The sequence below is a fragment of the Psychrobacillus sp. NPDC096426 genome, from assembly GCF_044762745.1.
Lineage (GTDB): Bacteria > Bacillota > Bacilli > Bacillales_A > Planococcaceae > Psychrobacillus.
The window spans coordinates 179,613-194,342 of sequence record NZ_JBIWEX010000004.1; the positions used below are offsets into that span (position 1 = coordinate 179,613).

A 14,730-nucleotide genomic window follows, 5' to 3' on the forward strand; every position below is an offset into this window, starting at 1 on the left:
TCCGCACTTAGAGTAAGACTTCTAAATCTCTTTTCTTATACTTTTGTGATATTTATTATGTCCATCTTTCAATCCAATAAGTTCAAAGTTATTAATCTTATAAAAGGCATTTAGCTTTATATTGTCTGCAACACAATCTAGTTTGATATACTCTTTGTCGCTGCTAATATTGTTTTGTATCCAGATTAATAAACTGCTGCCTAATCCTTTTCTCATATAAGAGGGAATAAGTGCAAGGCGATGTAAATAAAGAGAATTGGTTGTGAAATCATCCCCCCAAATATGTTTATCCCACTCACTTTGTTTACATAAAAGTGTGAATGTGGCTACTATTGCATCATCTCCTAAGACGATATACGTTTCTCGATTGGATATTGCTTGTTCAATTTCCTCGTCATCACCGCCATCTAAAAGAAATCGCCACTGGTTTATTTCATTATCCTTCATCCATACAGCTATCTGTTTTAACATTTCGATTATTCTAGAGGCATCTTCGCTTGAAGCAATTTTAATTTCAAAACTTTCAAGGTTATCTGGAAACATCATTTTCCTCCTTATCTGATTATAAAACAATTGATTAGTTACGGTGGATTGGTAAGTATATCTCTACTTCTGCCTCCCTGTTTTCAATTGGATGATATGTTTCAAGAATATAAGATTCTAAGTTTCTTTTGTAACCTTGTAGTTCTCCCCATTTTGATAATTTGGAATGAAGATCTTCTACATTAGTTATTTTCCCCCTGACGTTGATATAATCCTGTAATCTCGATATATTCCATGCCGGCTGGAATCTCATATAAAGTACCATCAACTAATATCCCAACATAATACCTACCTTCTATATGGTCCTCGTTACTTTTCGGTTCATAAAGGGTAATTTCTATTTCCGTATGATTGTTTATTTCATCAGCCCTTTTTAAAAATTGCTGTGCAAAATTAGGTACTTAACACCATATTCAAGAAAAACACCACTATTTTTCATGCCCACTTACTTATATTCTTTTTTCTATTCCTTCACTTGAAAGGAATGGTTAATTCAATTAAATGCGATTAAATCTCCAATTACATATTCAATTATTGCGTTTTCTCCTTCTTTTGTAACCCAAGAAACTGTAATAATTGCTGAGTCAAAAGCCTTTCTTATATCCTCATCACTCAATCCATTCGAATAGAATACGAATTCATATTTGTAATGTGCAAAACTTTCGTCCTTATTATCTTGCTCTTCCCCACTACCATACCAATATCTGTCTTTATCAAAATTGATAAGATTTCTCCAATTATTTGGAATTTCAATTAACCTAGATTTTAAGCCATTTAAATTTTCTGCATCAAAATTTAACGAGAATTTTCTAAAATCATCTTTATTTGGATTTTCTAAACCACTTGTTCCAACAGATCCATATTCTTCATCACTTAACTGTGAAATTTGTGCTACCACAGTAATATTTGGCTCCGCTATCGTATTACAAGCAGTGATAGTTACGAGTAACAAAGTACATAAAATGAGTGATAACCACTTTTTCATTTGTGTCAGCTCCCTATTTAATCCTACCTATTAAGAGAATCTTTGCATTAAGTAAACCTTACCAAACTAAATTTCTATTAGTTGAAAACTCTTTTCCTTTATAAAAGAAAATTTTGGAGTATCCCAGTTTAAGATAAAAAAACACTCTTATGTCCCCTACATAAGTTGAGCTTTTCCACTCACCTCAAATTCTTCTAAGAAGGAAAATATTCCATAGGCTCTTTACAATGAATGTACCCATTCCTCTTATAGTATTCAATGCTATCATCACTCGGCCAAACGATAATGAATTCATATTTCCTATTTTTGGCCCATTCATTGATGGTTGTGATCAATTTGCTTCCAATACCCTTGTTTCTAGAATCCTGGACTGTGTAGACATTTGTCATAAATGCAAACGGAAAAGTTATTCTGCCGGGTCGTGGTACTTTTTGTATTAATTCTATGTAAATATGAGACAGTATTCTTCCTTCGTCTTCAGCGATCCAAATAAACCAGTCTTCACTATCGATAGCAGATTCTAAAAATGTCTGGCATTCCAATTGAAATGCTTCAAAATCACTATCTTCAAACGGTTTTTCTTCATAATCCTCCATAGTGAAATCCCATCTCATTTTAATTAACTGGACAATATCTTTTTTCACAGCAAGTCTAATTTCCATTATTTCTTTCCCTTTCTAATATATTTATTTGTTCCTTCAGATCGTCCATTTTTTTCACAAATGCATCTCCCACACTAAAACTACTACTCACAACAATTCAGCTCCTAGATAAGTCTTTTTAGGTTATCCTCCTATATTCTTTTACAAAATGCCTATTTCTAAATAATTCTATATTATACATACGTTTTTACATTTGAAGAGTTCCATTATTCTGAAATTACATACAGATAAAAATATATCTTAAAAAATAATAAAGCTACTGATTAAAAAAAGACCAATAAAATTTGGTCTTTTAGTATATTGTTAAATCATATAGTTTTTTCCATAATCTTATTTCGTCTGCCCTGTATATGTTGCCAACCATTCTTTTAAATTGTTCTTCTTCAAGGGTTCTTGGACTTTCTCTTTGAATTGTATAGGATCAGTTAAATCTGATAAATCACTGCCAAACCATTTCTCTACATTTCCACGCTGAACTATAAATGACTCATCTGGAAAACGCATCTCGATTTGCTGTAAATTTTTTATGAGAACAAAAGCTGCTGTCGTGTTATAAATGACCGATTGTTGTACTGTTCGTTCAGATTCACCTTCTAAAGAGGTGTAATTAATAATAAGCAGAAACTGATCGGAATCCATTTCAAATGTTCCTTGATGCTGCGTTAATGGTAAATTGCCAAACAGATTGATATTATTACCTGCATTTCCCATATAAAGATTTTCATATTTAAGTACTTTATTAAAATCATGAGTTTCAGGATTCAACTGCTTTAAGCTCGCTTCTTCCTGAAGTTTTTCCTGACCTGGAAAATAAACGATTTGCATCCACGCGAACATAATAAGACCCACTATAAATAAACAAGCTATCAATTTATCTTTCATCTGAATTATCCTTATCTTCTCTATCAATTATTTTTTTCAACCTACTCATTAGAAGCGGAATGATAATAGTTATTAGTGGAACTGCGTACATCAAACTGATTCCAGCAAACTCATACGGTCCATTAATAGAAATTGGACGCCAAAACCATATATTGCTTCCAAAAGTTATCGCTGTAACCATTCCCCATTTGATAAGAATAAATAAAAACCAGATGATCCATATAAATTTCTTCCATCTGTCAATTTTGAAAAGATTAATATTCATAATATACTTTTGAAGAATTCCTTTAATAGAATATAGAATCAGATAAATTACACCTAGAATAGTTATAATAATAAAAAGAATCCACGAAGTACTTCTAACCGAATGAAATACACTTAAAGGAATGGTCAGAATCCACGCAATTAGTGTGTATATAAGCGTCCATTGCATCATTTCTGTAAGAATATTACTAATCCGTACCGTTTTTACTCCGTCTATTAGTTCATCCAACTTCTCCATCTTTCCTATACTAATTCGAAAAGCTTCATCGAATGATACCCCATTACTTTGTAAGTCCTCGATTTCTGCTTCTAAATTCCCAATTACCTCTTCTTTTAATTCTCGGGTCTCATCTGTTTTAGGATACTTAGCAAACATTTTATCAACATGTTCTCTAACTTCATTCATCATTCTCACTCCTATCTTGAACTAGCCGATCAATCAGTTCTTTCGCTCTATTCCAAGCCAACAAGTTTTCCGCCAATACAATATTCCCTTCATCGGTTAGCGTATAGTATTTTCTACGCCCCCCTTGTGATTGATCGCCCCAATACGCCTTTACTAAATCGGCTTTTTCAAGTCTTTTTAAGCTACTATACAGTGTGGGTTCTTTTAAAATGTACTCGCCAGAACTTCCTTCAGATATGGCTTTCATAATTTCATATCCGTAATTGTCTCCACTTTTTAAAACACGCAAAATAATCGTGTCGATATTTCCACGGATCAAGTCGGCACTAACTTCATTTTCAGCCATCATCATCACCTCTAATTACAGCGTATAACATATTACTATGTGTGTCAATGTAATATATCTAAAGGAGTAATAATGACAAAACCAACCCTTCAGATGAAGAGTTGGTTCATTGTTTATATTATTTTCATATTTAATAAAGGTAAAAATTGTAAGGTTCTGCTAAATCTAGTCCTCTAAATGGTTAGTGCAGTTATACAGTATACAATCCCAATTTTTTTCGATATTTTCAAGGATGGTTATGGATGTATTATCAATATATGTACTTGGGAACTTTTCCGGCAGCAAGCGTTGCAATGTAAGGCCAATTAATGCGCCATGACTTACTACTAAAATGCGTTTATGTATATACTTAATTACAGCTTCTTCTAAAAATTCAGAACCTCTTTTAGATACATCTTCCATTTTCTCCATACCTAAATCCAATTCTCTCCAATTACTTCCCCACTTTTGTATCCGTTCATCTTCTGTTGTACCTTCTATTTCTCCACAATTAATTTCACGAATTCTTTCGTCGAAAATATGAATAGGCAACTCTAATTTCTCCGATATTATTTGTGCAGTTTCTTTAGCGCGTGCTAAATCACTCGATACAATAATGTCCCAATTCCTCGCCAGGGAAAGTCTGTTTGCCAATGCTTGTGCTTGCTTTATTCCTATATGATTTAAAGGGATATCTGAAATTCCTTGTGCTCTGCTAAGTTCATTCCATTCTGTAATGCCATGTCTTATTAGTCCAAGTGTAGTCATTTCATCTCCTCCAGTTATATTGATATCAAAACAGTTACCATATAATTTCTTATCCTCTTTGACCGATAGTTACTTATTATCACGCTGCTCTTTTCTTCTATATCTTTTTATAATTCGACTAACATTTTCCACGGTCATCACTCCTTCTGACTATTGCAGCATATTTACATCTCCTTTATTGTAAATAGTGCCATGCAGACTCTACTTCAACAAGCCTACTTTCTTCAAGAAATTGGCTAACTAAATGTACATGTGCTGCTCCAATAAGTAACAGGATACGATCGTTTGAGTCATGTACTAATCTTGAAAGATTTGAATAAATAATCAAGTTTCGTTGGTACCACCATCTCATCCAATCTATCCCGATATAGTCGGTACCCTCTCCGATACGCGCAACTTGCATATATAGTTCATGGTCAAATTGTAACCTTTCTTGTTGGTTTATATTTACCAACTTTTCAAGAATCGTTAATCCACTTGATTGAGCTATTAACTTTGGAATATACTCCTCGGTAATTAGTCGATATTGTTGGGGTTGATTAGTTTTTGCCCATTCCAGCACTTCTCCAATGCTTCTTTGCCCAATATCGCCCATCCAATCGATAGGATATATTTTTTCATTTCCCATCTCGGCACTAAGTCGAAAACCAATTTGATATACTTCACTTTTTCCTAATTCTAATGAATTGTTGATGTATTGCTGATAAGCTTCATTTAATTCAGCATCTTTCTCCTTAAGTACTTCTACTGCAACTCGGTTCGGCTTGAATGCCTTTAGTTTCTGGATCACTTGCTCAACTTCCGACACTATAACATTCCCAATGTCAGTTTGAATCATATCTGTGTTGGCTCCCATATGAAACATTCCAACTATTAATATCTTTGGTTTTTGATTATGCATAGCTAGCTCTCCTATTCCAACAAAACTGACCAGGATAGTCCTCCATCAACTTTTTTCACAAATCAGTTCGTATTTTCTTGTTTTAAATCAATTCACCATAAATACCCAACGAAGATGCTAGATTTCATGGATAGATTTAATAATAAATAACATGCCCCTGACATAATCATAAAGAAAAATAAAATACCTACTATTTTCAAAAAAGTTTTCATAACTATCACCAATTCCTGTAATCATTTAGTAAAAAATGATTTAGACATATAGTATGCACTTGCGGTAAATAATTGATTTATCTCTCCGTTAGTAATCATTAGTTCCATGTCATTTAAATCGACCAAATGAACATCAATAAATTCCGTAGGATCTAATTCTTGGTCAAATTCCTTATAAGCATCTAAAATTAGAAAGGTCACTACTTTATTCGTTTGTGTTGCTGGATTAACATAAAACTCACCTAATAATATTGGCTTCTTTTCCGTAATAAAGCCTGTTTCTTACCTTACTTCTCTTAAAATTGCATTTTCATACGCTTCATTTCCCTCAGGTTTACCAGCAGGTATTTCTAAAAAGAAGTCTTGTGCTGCATATCGATACTGTTCGACTAATACAATCTTATTCTCTTTTGTGAGAACAATAGCATTTACCCAGTCAGCATACTCATTGACATAATAATTTTCAATTTTTTGTCCATTTGGAAGTTCACACTCATCTTTTCGTAAATTTCCGAATGGTGTTTTAAAAACATAACTTGTATTTAACGTTTTCCAACTGTGCATCCTAATCGCTCCTTCCATTCTGCTAGCATTAATTCTCTTGATCCATTCGGATAAAGTATATTACGTTCATTCAAAATATCTTCCAATGAAATCCACTTCGCTTGTTGTTCTTCTAGAAGAATTTTATTGTCTTCAACTAGTAAACCTAGTGATTTGGCTCTTGGATACCCCATTGAGTGAGTTAGAAAAACTCATATAAGCCCCCATCAAAATAGTCAAATTCATCTTCCGTAATAACCTGACGTTCATACCCCTTATAAAAAGCTTTCAACATTACTGCATTATTTCGAACGGAACGTAAGGCTAATGCGATATCATAGCGTGGATCGCCATAAGCTGCTCCAGCTAAATCTATGAAAGTATGTACTTTTCCATTTGAAACCAGGACATTATCAATAGTACAATCACCATGGATTAACGTTTGTTTTGTTGCAGTTGGTTTATGCTTTTTTAAATTATCCAGTAATATTTGATCCCTATCTACTTGATAATTTTTTAAATTATAGGTCGCTTTTTCTAATTGATTTTCCAACCAAGTTTTATCTGTAGTCCACGATTGGGGTGGCATTGTTTCATGCAATTGCTTTAAAAGTTCCCCAAAACTTTCAAAAAGGGAGCATCTTTCTTCTGAATCGGCTTGTTGGAGTGCATCTCTTAAGGTGACTCCTTTTTCAAGACTCATAAGTAAATGGCTCACGTTCTCTTCTTCAACGAATTCGTAAATAGTTGGAATCGGCAGTGCCGTTTCTTCATTTAACCTTTTCATTACTTGCGCTTCTGTTGAGAGCCATTCTCTATACTTGGAAGTTTTAGCGTTTTTACATACAAATTGTCCACTATCCGTGTGGAAGAATGCTACTTCAGAAGTAGCGCCTTGCCTATTTGGATATGAAATAGAATGTATTTTTCCTACTATTGTTTCAAATTGATTGAATATGATTAAGTTTTTTTGTTTGTTCATAAATATCTCCCAATTTTTAGTTTTAGTATTTTTCAAGTTCCCTAAATAGTCCCTAATCCTCATGTAAGTAATAGAATAGTTAAAGAAACAAAGCAATTGTTAGAGAAGATGAAGAGGTGAAAATATGAATGGTTTACTGTACAGACTTTATGTTCATCAAGACTTTCAAGGGGTGGGTATTGCTTCTGCATTACTTCAGACACTTGAATCCGAAGCGTTGTTTTTAAGTATGCAGGAAGTACAAGCATACGCAAGTGTTACAGCGAAACCGTTTTTTGAAAATCGTGGCTATACTAGTACTTCTATCGACTATGTCGATCGAAAAGGGATAACACTGACAAACTTCCTCATGAAAAAACGTCTTTAATTCATAGACGAATTGCACAATAATTTGATTGAACACATATCATGGAAAGAATGTGCCCACAAACACATTACAATCGGAAAAGGCAGGTTAAGCTATGGATATGCCAATTGACTACACTTCCCCATCCACCCAGTTCACTTTTGATGTCAATAAAAACCTTTTCTTTAAAAAAGATAATTATAACTTTATGAATATTTTAGGAATCGAACAGCTTAATACACTGGACAATTTATCGTTAATTGATATTTTTCTATGTACAAACAACAATATTGAACCACATTACCATCCAAATGCTTCCGAACTAGTATATTGTATCTCTGGCGCAATGGCTGTTTCTATTTTGAATCCGTTTACGAAGCAATACCAACATTACACAATTACTCCTGGCCAAGTAGCGAATATTCCGCAAGGCTGGTGGCATTACCAAATGGCTACAGAGGATCGGACACATGTACTTGCTATCTTTAATGCCCCAACACCTGAAGTAATTCTTGGATCCGATATATTAAAGCTAACACCATCGAACGTTATGGCACACACTTATTGCATGGACGAAAATCAATGGAAAAAAGCAATTGAACCTATTACAGCCTCAACTTATATCGGTCCACCGAAATATTGTCGCGACACACATCGAAGTACCTTGCAAGACTTTCCTAATTATATACATCCTCTCGGAAATCAGGGGTATCCAATGCAACAATATACTCCATCCGATTAGTTGACACATCGTCCAAAATTTCGCTCTGAACTACTTTGCAAGGCGTCGTTAATGAAATAAATAAATGATAAATAAAACGGATAACTCATGAGTGTGCCAGCATGATTAGCCCCGTAGCTGGTGCTGGCGTATCTCGTATGTTAGTAATATTCTCCACATTACTAAATAATCCTTCCCTGAACGCTAATTCATGTCCAAAAAAAAGACTGTCTGATGAATAAACATCAAAACAGTCCAATAATTTTCTTATATTGTTTCCTCTAATAATTGTTCCAAATCATCTTTGGTAAATAAATAATACTCATTACAAAAATGGCACTGAGCTTCTGCTTGCCCATCTTCTTCAATCATATCTTGAATTTCTGCCGAACCTAGACTAATAATAGCACTAGCTATACGTTCTCTTGAGCATTGGCATTGAAAGTGAATCGGCATTGTTTCGAGAATACTTACATTTTCCGCGCCAAGCACTTGTTCTAACATTTTTTCTGGTGTGAGACCGTCTTTCACCATCGAAGAAATAGAAGGAATTTGTTGCAATCGGTCTTCCACAAATTGAATCGTTTCCTCAGAAGTGCCCGGCAATAATTGGATAATAAAACCTCCAGCAGCTTGAATCGTATCGTCCGTATTTACAAGCACACCTACACCAACAGAAGAAGGAGTCTGCTCCGAATTCATAATATACGATGTAAAATCTTCTCCAATTTCTCCTGTTTCAATGGGAACTTGACCAACGAATGGCTGACTCATCCCGACGTCCTTCGAAACTGAAAGGGTCCCACTCGTTCCAACCGCACGTTTAACATCTAATTTACCAGACTCTGTCAGCTCAAAATGTGTTTGTGGATATGATACGTAGCCACGCACCTCCCCTTTTGCGTTTGCGTCGACAAGAATAGTCCCGATTGGACCGCCGCCGTCAATTTTAATCGTTAGTTTTTCTTCGCCTTTCATCATAGCTCCTAGGATGGCCCCTGCCGTCATAGAACGTCCGAGAGCTACAGACGAAGTTGGAAGAGTATTATGACGCCGCTGCGCTTCACTAACTGTTTCAGTTGAGCGAATTGCATAAGCACGAACTTGATCTTGAAGTGCAATTGCTTTTACTACATAATCATTCATATTTTTTCTCCTTTTATATATGTTGAAAAGACTGACTATTTACATGCTACTACGATAAAGCAAAATCCTTGATAAGTAAATAGATAGAACTCTCACCAAAAAGTCAATGTATTCCACATTATTTATTATAGCCATTACGATTCATTTTTGCTTGTTTTATAAAATATACGTTCAAATTGTGACGTCTTTGTGAACTTATCGTTTTTTTCCACCATGCGACAATATTTGCACTTTTCATGTTATACAATGTAAAAGTTGGTTTGGAAACCACAAAAAACGGATATTTATTTAATATCTAAAATATTGTTTGGAGGAAATACCGTGTTAAATTTATTAGATGAAAAAGCGTTATTGTTTCAAATTGCATTAAAAAGAAAAATCATGTACAGGAAAGCGAAAAACTATGGATTTACACATCCTGCAGTTGTAGAGTGTAGCCAAGAACTAGATATATTACTAAATAAGTATCAAAAAATAGCTTCTTAGATTTACATACAAAAACCGATCTACTTTCCTCGAAACGTAGTCGGTTTTATTTTTACTTTAAGGATATACAAACAATTTAAGTGAGTTGCATTTGAAGAAAATTCCAATGAATTATGGGTGTATTCACTAGAAACCAAAAAAACATTGAAAAATATTTTATATCGGAAGATATATCTCTTTTTCAGGCGAACTAAAATAACGCACCTCCATACTTTTAGCTACTAAAGATCTCCTCAGTTAGTATGAAGCTACGTTATTATTTTTTCTATTAAGCAAATACGACAAATTGGGAAGCAAAAGTCTGTTCTTTCTCCACTTGAATCGCTTGTAATTTTTCAATTTCTTTTTTCCTTTTTGTTGCACAATCCATGAGATCAAGTTGTTTTATATAGTCTTTATCAATAAGCGCTGCCAAGCAGTCTGCATCCTTTAAGGAGCTATTTAAGCCGAAAGCACCTGTTGGCGTCATCGTATGCACTGCATCACCGATTAATGCAACGCCGTCTCTACCCCAACTCTCACTCGTAGAACTATATACATCTAACAAGACAAAATCCCGCCACGATTGAATATGTTGACGAACGCTTTTTTCCAACTGTGGAAATGCTTCGATTAATTGCTCAATAAACGGTGTAAACGGCTGCTTTCGCAACTTAGGAAATGAACCTTCTTCGATATTCCAACCTATTTGTATAAAGCCCATCGCTTGAGTAAAAAGAGATAACTGCTTATCTCCAATAAGTGCCATTCTAATAGAAGGCTCCCAATCATCCGGTGCAGGAATTCTAGCCCAAAGTAAATCAAAACCATGCTTCCGAATGGTTACATCAATTTCCGCTTTTTTTCGTACGGTTGAATATCGACCATCTGCTCCGATAATAATCCCACACTCAATCAGTATTTCTTGCTTATCTGTTAATGCTTTGACTCCACAATAGCTGCCTGATTCCTCTTTTATCAGCTCAACTACTTTTGTATTCATCATAGATGTAAAACTAGGGTATTTTTGAGCTGCCTGTAATAACACAGTTAACAAATGCACTTGTGGTACATGGATGCCTAAATGCCCAACTTTAGAATCGGGTAAAATAGTTTTAAAGGGTTTTCCTGCATGCCAATATTCCAATTTTTCCATGCGAAGCAAACCTGCTTGTTCAACGTCCTCAAAGAGACCGTATTTCTTTAAAATCGCTTCGCCTTCTTCGTTTAAATGCTCGCCACGGAATGCCTTTCCAATAGCTTGATGTTGTTCTAAAAGCATAACGGAAACATTTTTCTTTGCTAGTAAATACCCAAGCAGTGCCCCTCCTGGCCCAGCTCCAACGATACATACGTCTACTTTATATTTCACTTCATATCCTCCTGCTTTGGAAAACCAAAAATTCTCCAATAAACCATTTTACAATACCATTATAACTTACATAACGTAAGTAAGTATATAATCACAATCATCTATAGTCAATTTAGTGGTCTTATTTGAATTGTCGCTTAGGAAAAAATTTAGACATGTAAATAACTTTCAACAAGTAATTCTCCGTCCACACTGTAGTCTCTAAGTTAGTGAATTCCCCCTACTTTTTTGTAAAAAATCCTTTCCCAAGTGTTTCAACTGCTTTCGGAAAAACCGCATAAAGTTTACTTGTTATGCTCATATAAGAGGGCAAATCTACTTCACGAACTGGATGTTTAATGACTTTTAAAATTGCGGAGACCACTATTTCAGGAGATAGGAGATGTTTGCTCATACTCCGGCGATAATTTCCAGTTTGATCTGCAATATCTAGAAATGGTGTATCGATTGGTCCAGGATTAATCGTTGTCACTTGAATGTTATTTTCTTTCAGCTCCATTCTAACGGCATTTGCAAACCCGAGTATTGCATGCTTGGAAGCTGCATAAACGGATGCTTTTGGTGTAGCCACTTTCCCCGCTTGAGAAGCAACAAAAATGAAATGACCGCTTCTTCTTTTTTTCATTTTCGTTGCAAAGTATTTAGTAATCTTCATCGGAGCAAGAACATTCACTTTCATCATCTGATCCATCTCTTTTTCTTCTAAATCGGTCAGATAATCGAATGTACCAACACCGGCGCAAAGTACAACTATGTCTGGCGTACCTATCTGTTGGAATAAGCCTTCAAAAGATTGGTCTACTGATAAATCTGCTTGTATCGTATATATGCCGGTTTCAGCTAATTTTTCTAAAACCTCTACATTACGTCCTGTGGCCCAAACTTCATGTCCATCCGTTTGCAGCTTTTTTGCAAGCAAAAGCCCGACGCCACTAGTAGCGCCGGTAATACATATTTTCTTATGCTTGCCCATACAGTAAGATTCCTTTTTCATTTCGCTGCTCCGTAATATACTCGTTATCCATTAAATAATCGACTTGACCTATTGTTTCCGAGAGGGTTAATCCAAGTTCTTTTTCATACACTTTTGGAAATAGCTCTTGCGTAAGTTCAAAGATTGTTTTCTCTCCATCTTTCATCATGTCTAAAACCTTCATAGCCCGTTCTCTTTGCTTTTCAAGTCTCATCGTAAGAAGATCATACACGTTATAGACTTCTTCTCCATGTCCACTATATATCTTTTCTACTGGGAGCGATTGAATTCTTTTCAATGACGCATTATATTGTAACATTGATTTGGCACGTTTTCCTTTATTTAACGGTGGTTCAATTAATGGGTTGGATGAAATTTTGTCTATAATTAGATCTCCACCGATTAGTACTTTCTCTTTTTCTGACCAAAACGATAGATGACTTTGCGCATGGCCTAAAGTTTCCAGTACAGTAAATTCAGGATGACCAGGGAGTATATCTCCATCTTTTAGGATATTATCAACTGGACGGTTTCCTATAAAGTGGAGTGGTCTTTTCATTTTTTCTATCCAGCGTAAATAGTCTTCTGGCACTCCTTCTTCTATTAAACTTTGTAAGTAAAATTCATCGTGATATTGGAAAAAATCTTTGTCTTTCGTTAACCAAGGCTGGTTATAAGCATGACCTAGGACGGTTGCTTTTTCAAATGCATCCACCCAACCGGAATGATCCGGGTGATGGTGCGTAAGCAGTACTTGCTCTATATCTGATAATGCGTAGCCTGCTTCTTGAATCCCCTTTTTGAGTGATACAAGTGCTTCTTCTGTTTTCGGTCCCACATCTACTAACGTTAATGCGTCACCTTTTAATAAATACGAATTAACATCTCCTACCGCAAATGGTGTTGGTACACTAATTTTATGTATCATTTTCTCAGTTCCCCTTTGTTCTGAATGGTTATTCATTCCATTGTACAGCTTTTTCCATGAGACGTCACAGAATTTAGCTCTAAGAGGTCCACTCCTTTAAGTGTCAGTTGTATAGAGTATAAAGTCATATGGAACAAAAGATAAGTTGACTTTTTATAAGAACACACATATAATTTCATTAATTCAGAAAATAAAAGCCAAGATGAAGAATAGTACATATATGATGGAGTACAAGAGAGTGAAATGATCCGCTGCAAGTTTCACCTCCCGCTCATATGTCGAACCTACTTCGGAGCTACTATGCAAACATAGTCGTGCCTCCCGCGATAAGGAGGATTAAGTTGTGCCGATTTTTTCGGCAAATTTAGGTGGTACCGCGGAGACAAGCGTTTTCGTCCTTATTTATAGGGACGGAAGCGCTTTTTTATATTTACAAAAAGGAGTGGATTGTTCATGTCGAAGATCGTATTTGTCGGAGCTGGGGCAATGGCTGAGGCAATTATAAATGGCTTGACGAAAGAAGAAAAAGTTTCTCCTGCACATATTCATGTGATGAATAAATCAGATGTCGAACAGTTAGAGCACTTGCAAATCTCCTATAATGTACAAATTGTTTGTGCTGAAAGAAAGGCTTTAATGGAAGCGGACATCGTCGTTTTGGCAATGAAACCTAAAGATGCAATAGATGCATTTGGTGAAATAGCATCTTATCTAAATGGAGATACAACGATCATCTCTGTTATTGCAGGTGTATCTATTCAAACAATCGCAACCCACTTAGGATCACGACCAATTGCAAGGGTTATGCCAAACACTTCTGCAGCAGTTGGTTTAAGTGCTTCTGCAGTATGTTGGAATGAACTCGTGTCGGAACGTTCAAAACTTGAAATTATCCATATACTAGAAGCAATTGGTTCCGTAAAAGTAGTTGACGAAGAAGATTTACATGTCGTGACGGCACTCGCTGGAAGCGGCCCTGCTTACTTATACTATTTTGCAGAACAGTTCGAAGCAGCAGCTGCACGGCACGGTTTGTCTTTGGGAGATGCACGTCAATTGTTTATCCAAACGATGGAAGGTGCTGCACAAATGCTGAAAAAAGGAGATGTAGAGCCATCTGAATTGCGAAGAAAAGTAACAAGTCCAGGTGGCACAACAGAAGCTGGTGTTGAACAACTAGTTCAGCATAAAGTAAATGAAGCAATATTTGCCTGTATCGACGCAGCCCAAAGCAAATCGCGTGTTCTCGGAAAGCAATACGAGTAAAAGTGGGAGATACTGTAAGAGGGAAACCAATTTGCATGGG

At 35.5% G+C, this 14,730-nt stretch carries 20 protein-coding genes and 1 other annotated feature; of the genes, 4 read left to right on the forward strand and 16 right to left on the reverse strand.

Features of this window, described 5'->3' with window-relative positions; translation table 11 throughout:
* Nucleotides 1-21: 21 nt before the first annotated feature.
* The 12 genes from ACIQYS_RS05365 to ACIQYS_RS05420 form a co-directional block, all read right to left on the reverse strand.
* Nucleotides 22-543 carry a GNAT family N-acetyltransferase gene (locus ACIQYS_RS05365; protein WP_402975906.1) on the reverse strand — a complete coding sequence of 174 codons (522 nt, stop codon included), beginning with the start codon at nt 541-543 and terminating at the stop codon, nt 22-24.
* Between the two features lie 34 nt (nt 544-577).
* Nucleotides 578-808, reverse strand: a complete 231-nt coding sequence (locus tag ACIQYS_RS05370) for a hypothetical protein (protein ID WP_402975908.1) — start codon at nt 806-808, stop codon at nt 578-580.
* A 228-nt stretch (nt 809-1,036) separates the two neighbouring features.
* Nucleotides 1,037-1,528, reverse strand: coding sequence for an HMG-box domain-containing protein (locus ACIQYS_RS05375; protein WP_402975910.1), 492 nt, complete (start codon nt 1,526-1,528; stop codon nt 1,037-1,039).
* Between the two features lie 194 nt (nt 1,529-1,722).
* On the reverse strand, nt 1,723-2,190 hold the full coding sequence (locus ACIQYS_RS05380; protein ID WP_402975912.1) for a GNAT family N-acetyltransferase: 468 nt from the start codon (nt 2,188-2,190) through the stop codon (nt 1,723-1,725).
* A gap of 330 nt (nt 2,191-2,520) precedes the next feature.
* A complete protein-coding gene (locus ACIQYS_RS05385; protein WP_402975914.1) occupies nt 2,521-3,072 on the reverse strand; it encodes a DUF4825 domain-containing protein in 552 nt (183 codons plus the stop codon).
* A complete protein-coding gene (locus ACIQYS_RS05390; protein WP_402975916.1) occupies nt 3,062-3,742 on the reverse strand; it encodes a permease prefix domain 1-containing protein in 681 nt (226 codons plus the stop codon). Before ACIQYS_RS05390 ends, ACIQYS_RS05385 begins: the two co-directional genes overlap by 11 nt.
* On the reverse strand, nt 3,735-4,088 hold the full coding sequence (locus tag ACIQYS_RS05395) for a PadR family transcriptional regulator (protein WP_402975918.1): 354 nt from the start codon (nt 4,086-4,088) through the stop codon (nt 3,735-3,737). Before ACIQYS_RS05395 ends, ACIQYS_RS05390 begins: the two co-directional genes overlap by 8 nt.
* Nucleotides 4,089-4,253: 165 nt before the next feature.
* Nucleotides 4,254-4,835 (reverse strand): histidine phosphatase family protein, encoded by a 582-nt coding sequence (locus tag ACIQYS_RS05400; protein WP_402975920.1) that lies wholly within the window; start codon nt 4,833-4,835, stop codon nt 4,254-4,256.
* Nucleotides 4,836-5,010: 175 nt separating this feature from the next.
* Nucleotides 5,011-5,736: a DUF5694 domain-containing protein gene (locus ACIQYS_RS05405; RefSeq protein ID WP_402975922.1), complete on the reverse strand. Its 726-nt coding sequence runs from the start codon at nt 5,734-5,736 to the stop codon at nt 5,011-5,013.
* A gap of 494 nt (nt 5,737-6,230) precedes the next feature.
* The gene (locus ACIQYS_RS05410) at nt 6,231-6,512 is read right to left on the reverse strand and encodes an NUDIX hydrolase (RefSeq protein WP_402975924.1); all 282 of its coding nucleotides are present in this window, start codon (nt 6,510-6,512) and stop codon (nt 6,231-6,233) included.
* The gene (locus ACIQYS_RS05415) at nt 6,491-6,685 is read right to left on the reverse strand and encodes a hypothetical protein (RefSeq protein WP_402975926.1); all 195 of its coding nucleotides are present in this window, start codon (nt 6,683-6,685) and stop codon (nt 6,491-6,493) included. The genes ACIQYS_RS05410 and ACIQYS_RS05415 overlap by 22 nt, the downstream gene beginning before the upstream one ends.
* Before the next feature lie 8 nt (nt 6,686-6,693).
* Nucleotides 6,694-7,473 carry an aminoglycoside phosphotransferase family protein gene (locus ACIQYS_RS05420; RefSeq protein ID WP_402975928.1) on the reverse strand — a complete coding sequence of 260 codons (780 nt, stop codon included), beginning with the start codon at nt 7,471-7,473 and terminating at the stop codon, nt 6,694-6,696.
* 124 nt (nt 7,474-7,597) lie between these two features.
* Between ACIQYS_RS05420 and ACIQYS_RS05425 the strand changes: the two genes are divergently transcribed.
* Nucleotides 7,598-7,840, forward strand: coding sequence for a GNAT family N-acetyltransferase (locus ACIQYS_RS05425; protein ID WP_402975930.1), 243 nt, complete (start codon nt 7,598-7,600; stop codon nt 7,838-7,840).
* Between the two features lie 94 nt (nt 7,841-7,934).
* On the forward strand, nt 7,935-8,561 hold the full coding sequence (locus ACIQYS_RS05430) for a cupin domain-containing protein (RefSeq protein ID WP_402975932.1): 627 nt from the start codon (nt 7,935-7,937) through the stop codon (nt 8,559-8,561).
* Between the two features lie 246 nt (nt 8,562-8,807).
* On the opposite strand, the gene hslO is transcribed toward ACIQYS_RS05430, so the two are convergent.
* Entirely contained in the window at nt 8,808-9,686 is an 879-nt protein-coding gene (gene hslO / locus ACIQYS_RS05435; protein WP_402975934.1) for an Hsp33 family molecular chaperone HslO, read from the reverse strand.
* Nucleotides 9,687-10,007: 321 nt separating this feature from the next.
* Between hslO and ACIQYS_RS05440 the strand changes: the two genes are divergently transcribed.
* Nucleotides 10,008-10,172, forward strand: a complete 165-nt coding sequence (locus tag ACIQYS_RS05440) for a Spo0E family sporulation regulatory protein-aspartic acid phosphatase (protein ID WP_402975936.1) — start codon at nt 10,008-10,010, stop codon at nt 10,170-10,172.
* Between the two features lie 268 nt (nt 10,173-10,440).
* Here ACIQYS_RS05440 and ACIQYS_RS05445 read toward each other — a convergent pair whose 3' ends face one another.
* The 3 genes from ACIQYS_RS05445 to ACIQYS_RS05455 all read right to left on the reverse strand — a co-directional run bounded on the left by ACIQYS_RS05445 (nt 10,441) and on the right by ACIQYS_RS05455 (nt 13,424).
* On the reverse strand, nt 10,441-11,523 hold the full coding sequence (locus tag ACIQYS_RS05445; RefSeq protein ID WP_402975938.1) for an FAD-dependent monooxygenase: 1,083 nt from the start codon (nt 11,521-11,523) through the stop codon (nt 10,441-10,443).
* A 220-nt stretch (nt 11,524-11,743) separates the two neighbouring features.
* Nucleotides 11,744-12,496, reverse strand: a complete 753-nt coding sequence (locus tag ACIQYS_RS05450) for an SDR family NAD(P)-dependent oxidoreductase (protein WP_402975940.1) — start codon at nt 12,494-12,496, stop codon at nt 11,744-11,746.
* A complete protein-coding gene (locus tag ACIQYS_RS05455) occupies nt 12,483-13,424 on the reverse strand; it encodes an MBL fold metallo-hydrolase (RefSeq protein ID WP_402975942.1) in 942 nt (313 codons plus the stop codon). Before ACIQYS_RS05455 ends, ACIQYS_RS05450 begins: the two co-directional genes overlap by 14 nt.
* Before the next feature lie 190 nt (nt 13,425-13,614).
* Nucleotides 13,615-13,827 (forward strand) — a binding site (T-box leader).
* A 50-nt stretch (nt 13,828-13,877) separates the two neighbouring features.
* On the opposite strand from ACIQYS_RS05455, the gene proC reads away from it, so the two are divergent.
* The gene (proC, locus tag ACIQYS_RS05460; RefSeq protein ID WP_402975944.1) at nt 13,878-14,690 is read left to right on the forward strand and encodes a pyrroline-5-carboxylate reductase; all 813 of its coding nucleotides are present in this window, start codon (nt 13,878-13,880) and stop codon (nt 14,688-14,690) included.
* Nucleotides 14,691-14,730: the final 40 nt, after the last annotated feature.

Bases quoted from the DNA above. Each gene is read 5' to 3' on its own strand.
- ACIQYS_RS05365 (WP_402975906.1), bottom strand. From the start codon at position 543: ATGTTTCCAGATAACCTTGAAAGTTTTGAAATTAAAATTGCTTCAAGC.
- ACIQYS_RS05370 (WP_402975908.1), bottom strand. From the start codon at position 808: ATGGTACTTTATATGAGATTCCAGCCGGCATGGAATATATCGAGATTA.
- ACIQYS_RS05375 (WP_402975910.1), bottom strand. From the start codon at position 1,528: ATGAAAAAGTGGTTATCACTCATTTTATGTACTTTGTTACTCGTAACT.
- ACIQYS_RS05380 (WP_402975912.1), bottom strand. From the start codon at position 2,190: ATGGAAATTAGACTTGCTGTGAAAAAAGATATTGTCCAGTTAATTAAA.
- ACIQYS_RS05385 (WP_402975914.1), bottom strand. From the start codon at position 3,072: ATGAAAGATAAATTGATAGCTTGTTTATTTATAGTGGGTCTTATTATG.
- ACIQYS_RS05390 (WP_402975916.1), bottom strand. From the start codon at position 3,742: ATGAATGAAGTTAGAGAACATGTTGATAAAATGTTTGCTAAGTATCCT.
- ACIQYS_RS05395 (WP_402975918.1), bottom strand. From the start codon at position 4,088: ATGGCTGAAAATGAAGTTAGTGCCGACTTGATCCGTGGAAATATCGAC.
- ACIQYS_RS05400 (WP_402975920.1), bottom strand. From the start codon at position 4,835: ATGACTACACTTGGACTAATAAGACATGGCATTACAGAATGGAATGAA.
- ACIQYS_RS05405 (WP_402975922.1), bottom strand. From the start codon at position 5,736: ATGCATAATCAAAAACCAAAGATATTAATAGTTGGAATGTTTCATATG.
- ACIQYS_RS05410 (WP_402975924.1), bottom strand. From the start codon at position 6,512: ATGCACAGTTGGAAAACGTTAAATACAAGTTATGTTTTTAAAACACCA.
- ACIQYS_RS05415 (WP_402975926.1), bottom strand. From the start codon at position 6,685: ATGGGGTATCCAAGAGCCAAATCACTAGGTTTACTAGTTGAAGACAAT.
- ACIQYS_RS05420 (WP_402975928.1), bottom strand. From the start codon at position 7,473: ATGAACAAACAAAAAAACTTAATCATATTCAATCAATTTGAAACAATA.
- ACIQYS_RS05425 (WP_402975930.1), top strand. From the start codon at position 7,598: ATGAATGGTTTACTGTACAGACTTTATGTTCATCAAGACTTTCAAGGG.
- ACIQYS_RS05430 (WP_402975932.1), top strand. From the start codon at position 7,935: ATGGATATGCCAATTGACTACACTTCCCCATCCACCCAGTTCACTTTT.
- hslO (WP_402975934.1), bottom strand. From the start codon at position 9,686: ATGAATGATTATGTAGTAAAAGCAATTGCACTTCAAGATCAAGTTCGT.
- ACIQYS_RS05450 (WP_402975940.1), bottom strand. From the start codon at position 12,496: ATGGGCAAGCATAAGAAAATATGTATTACCGGCGCTACTAGTGGCGTC.
- ACIQYS_RS05455 (WP_402975942.1), bottom strand. From the start codon at position 13,424: ATGATACATAAAATTAGTGTACCAACACCATTTGCGGTAGGAGATGTT.
- proC (WP_402975944.1), top strand. From the start codon at position 13,878: ATGTCGAAGATCGTATTTGTCGGAGCTGGGGCAATGGCTGAGGCAATT.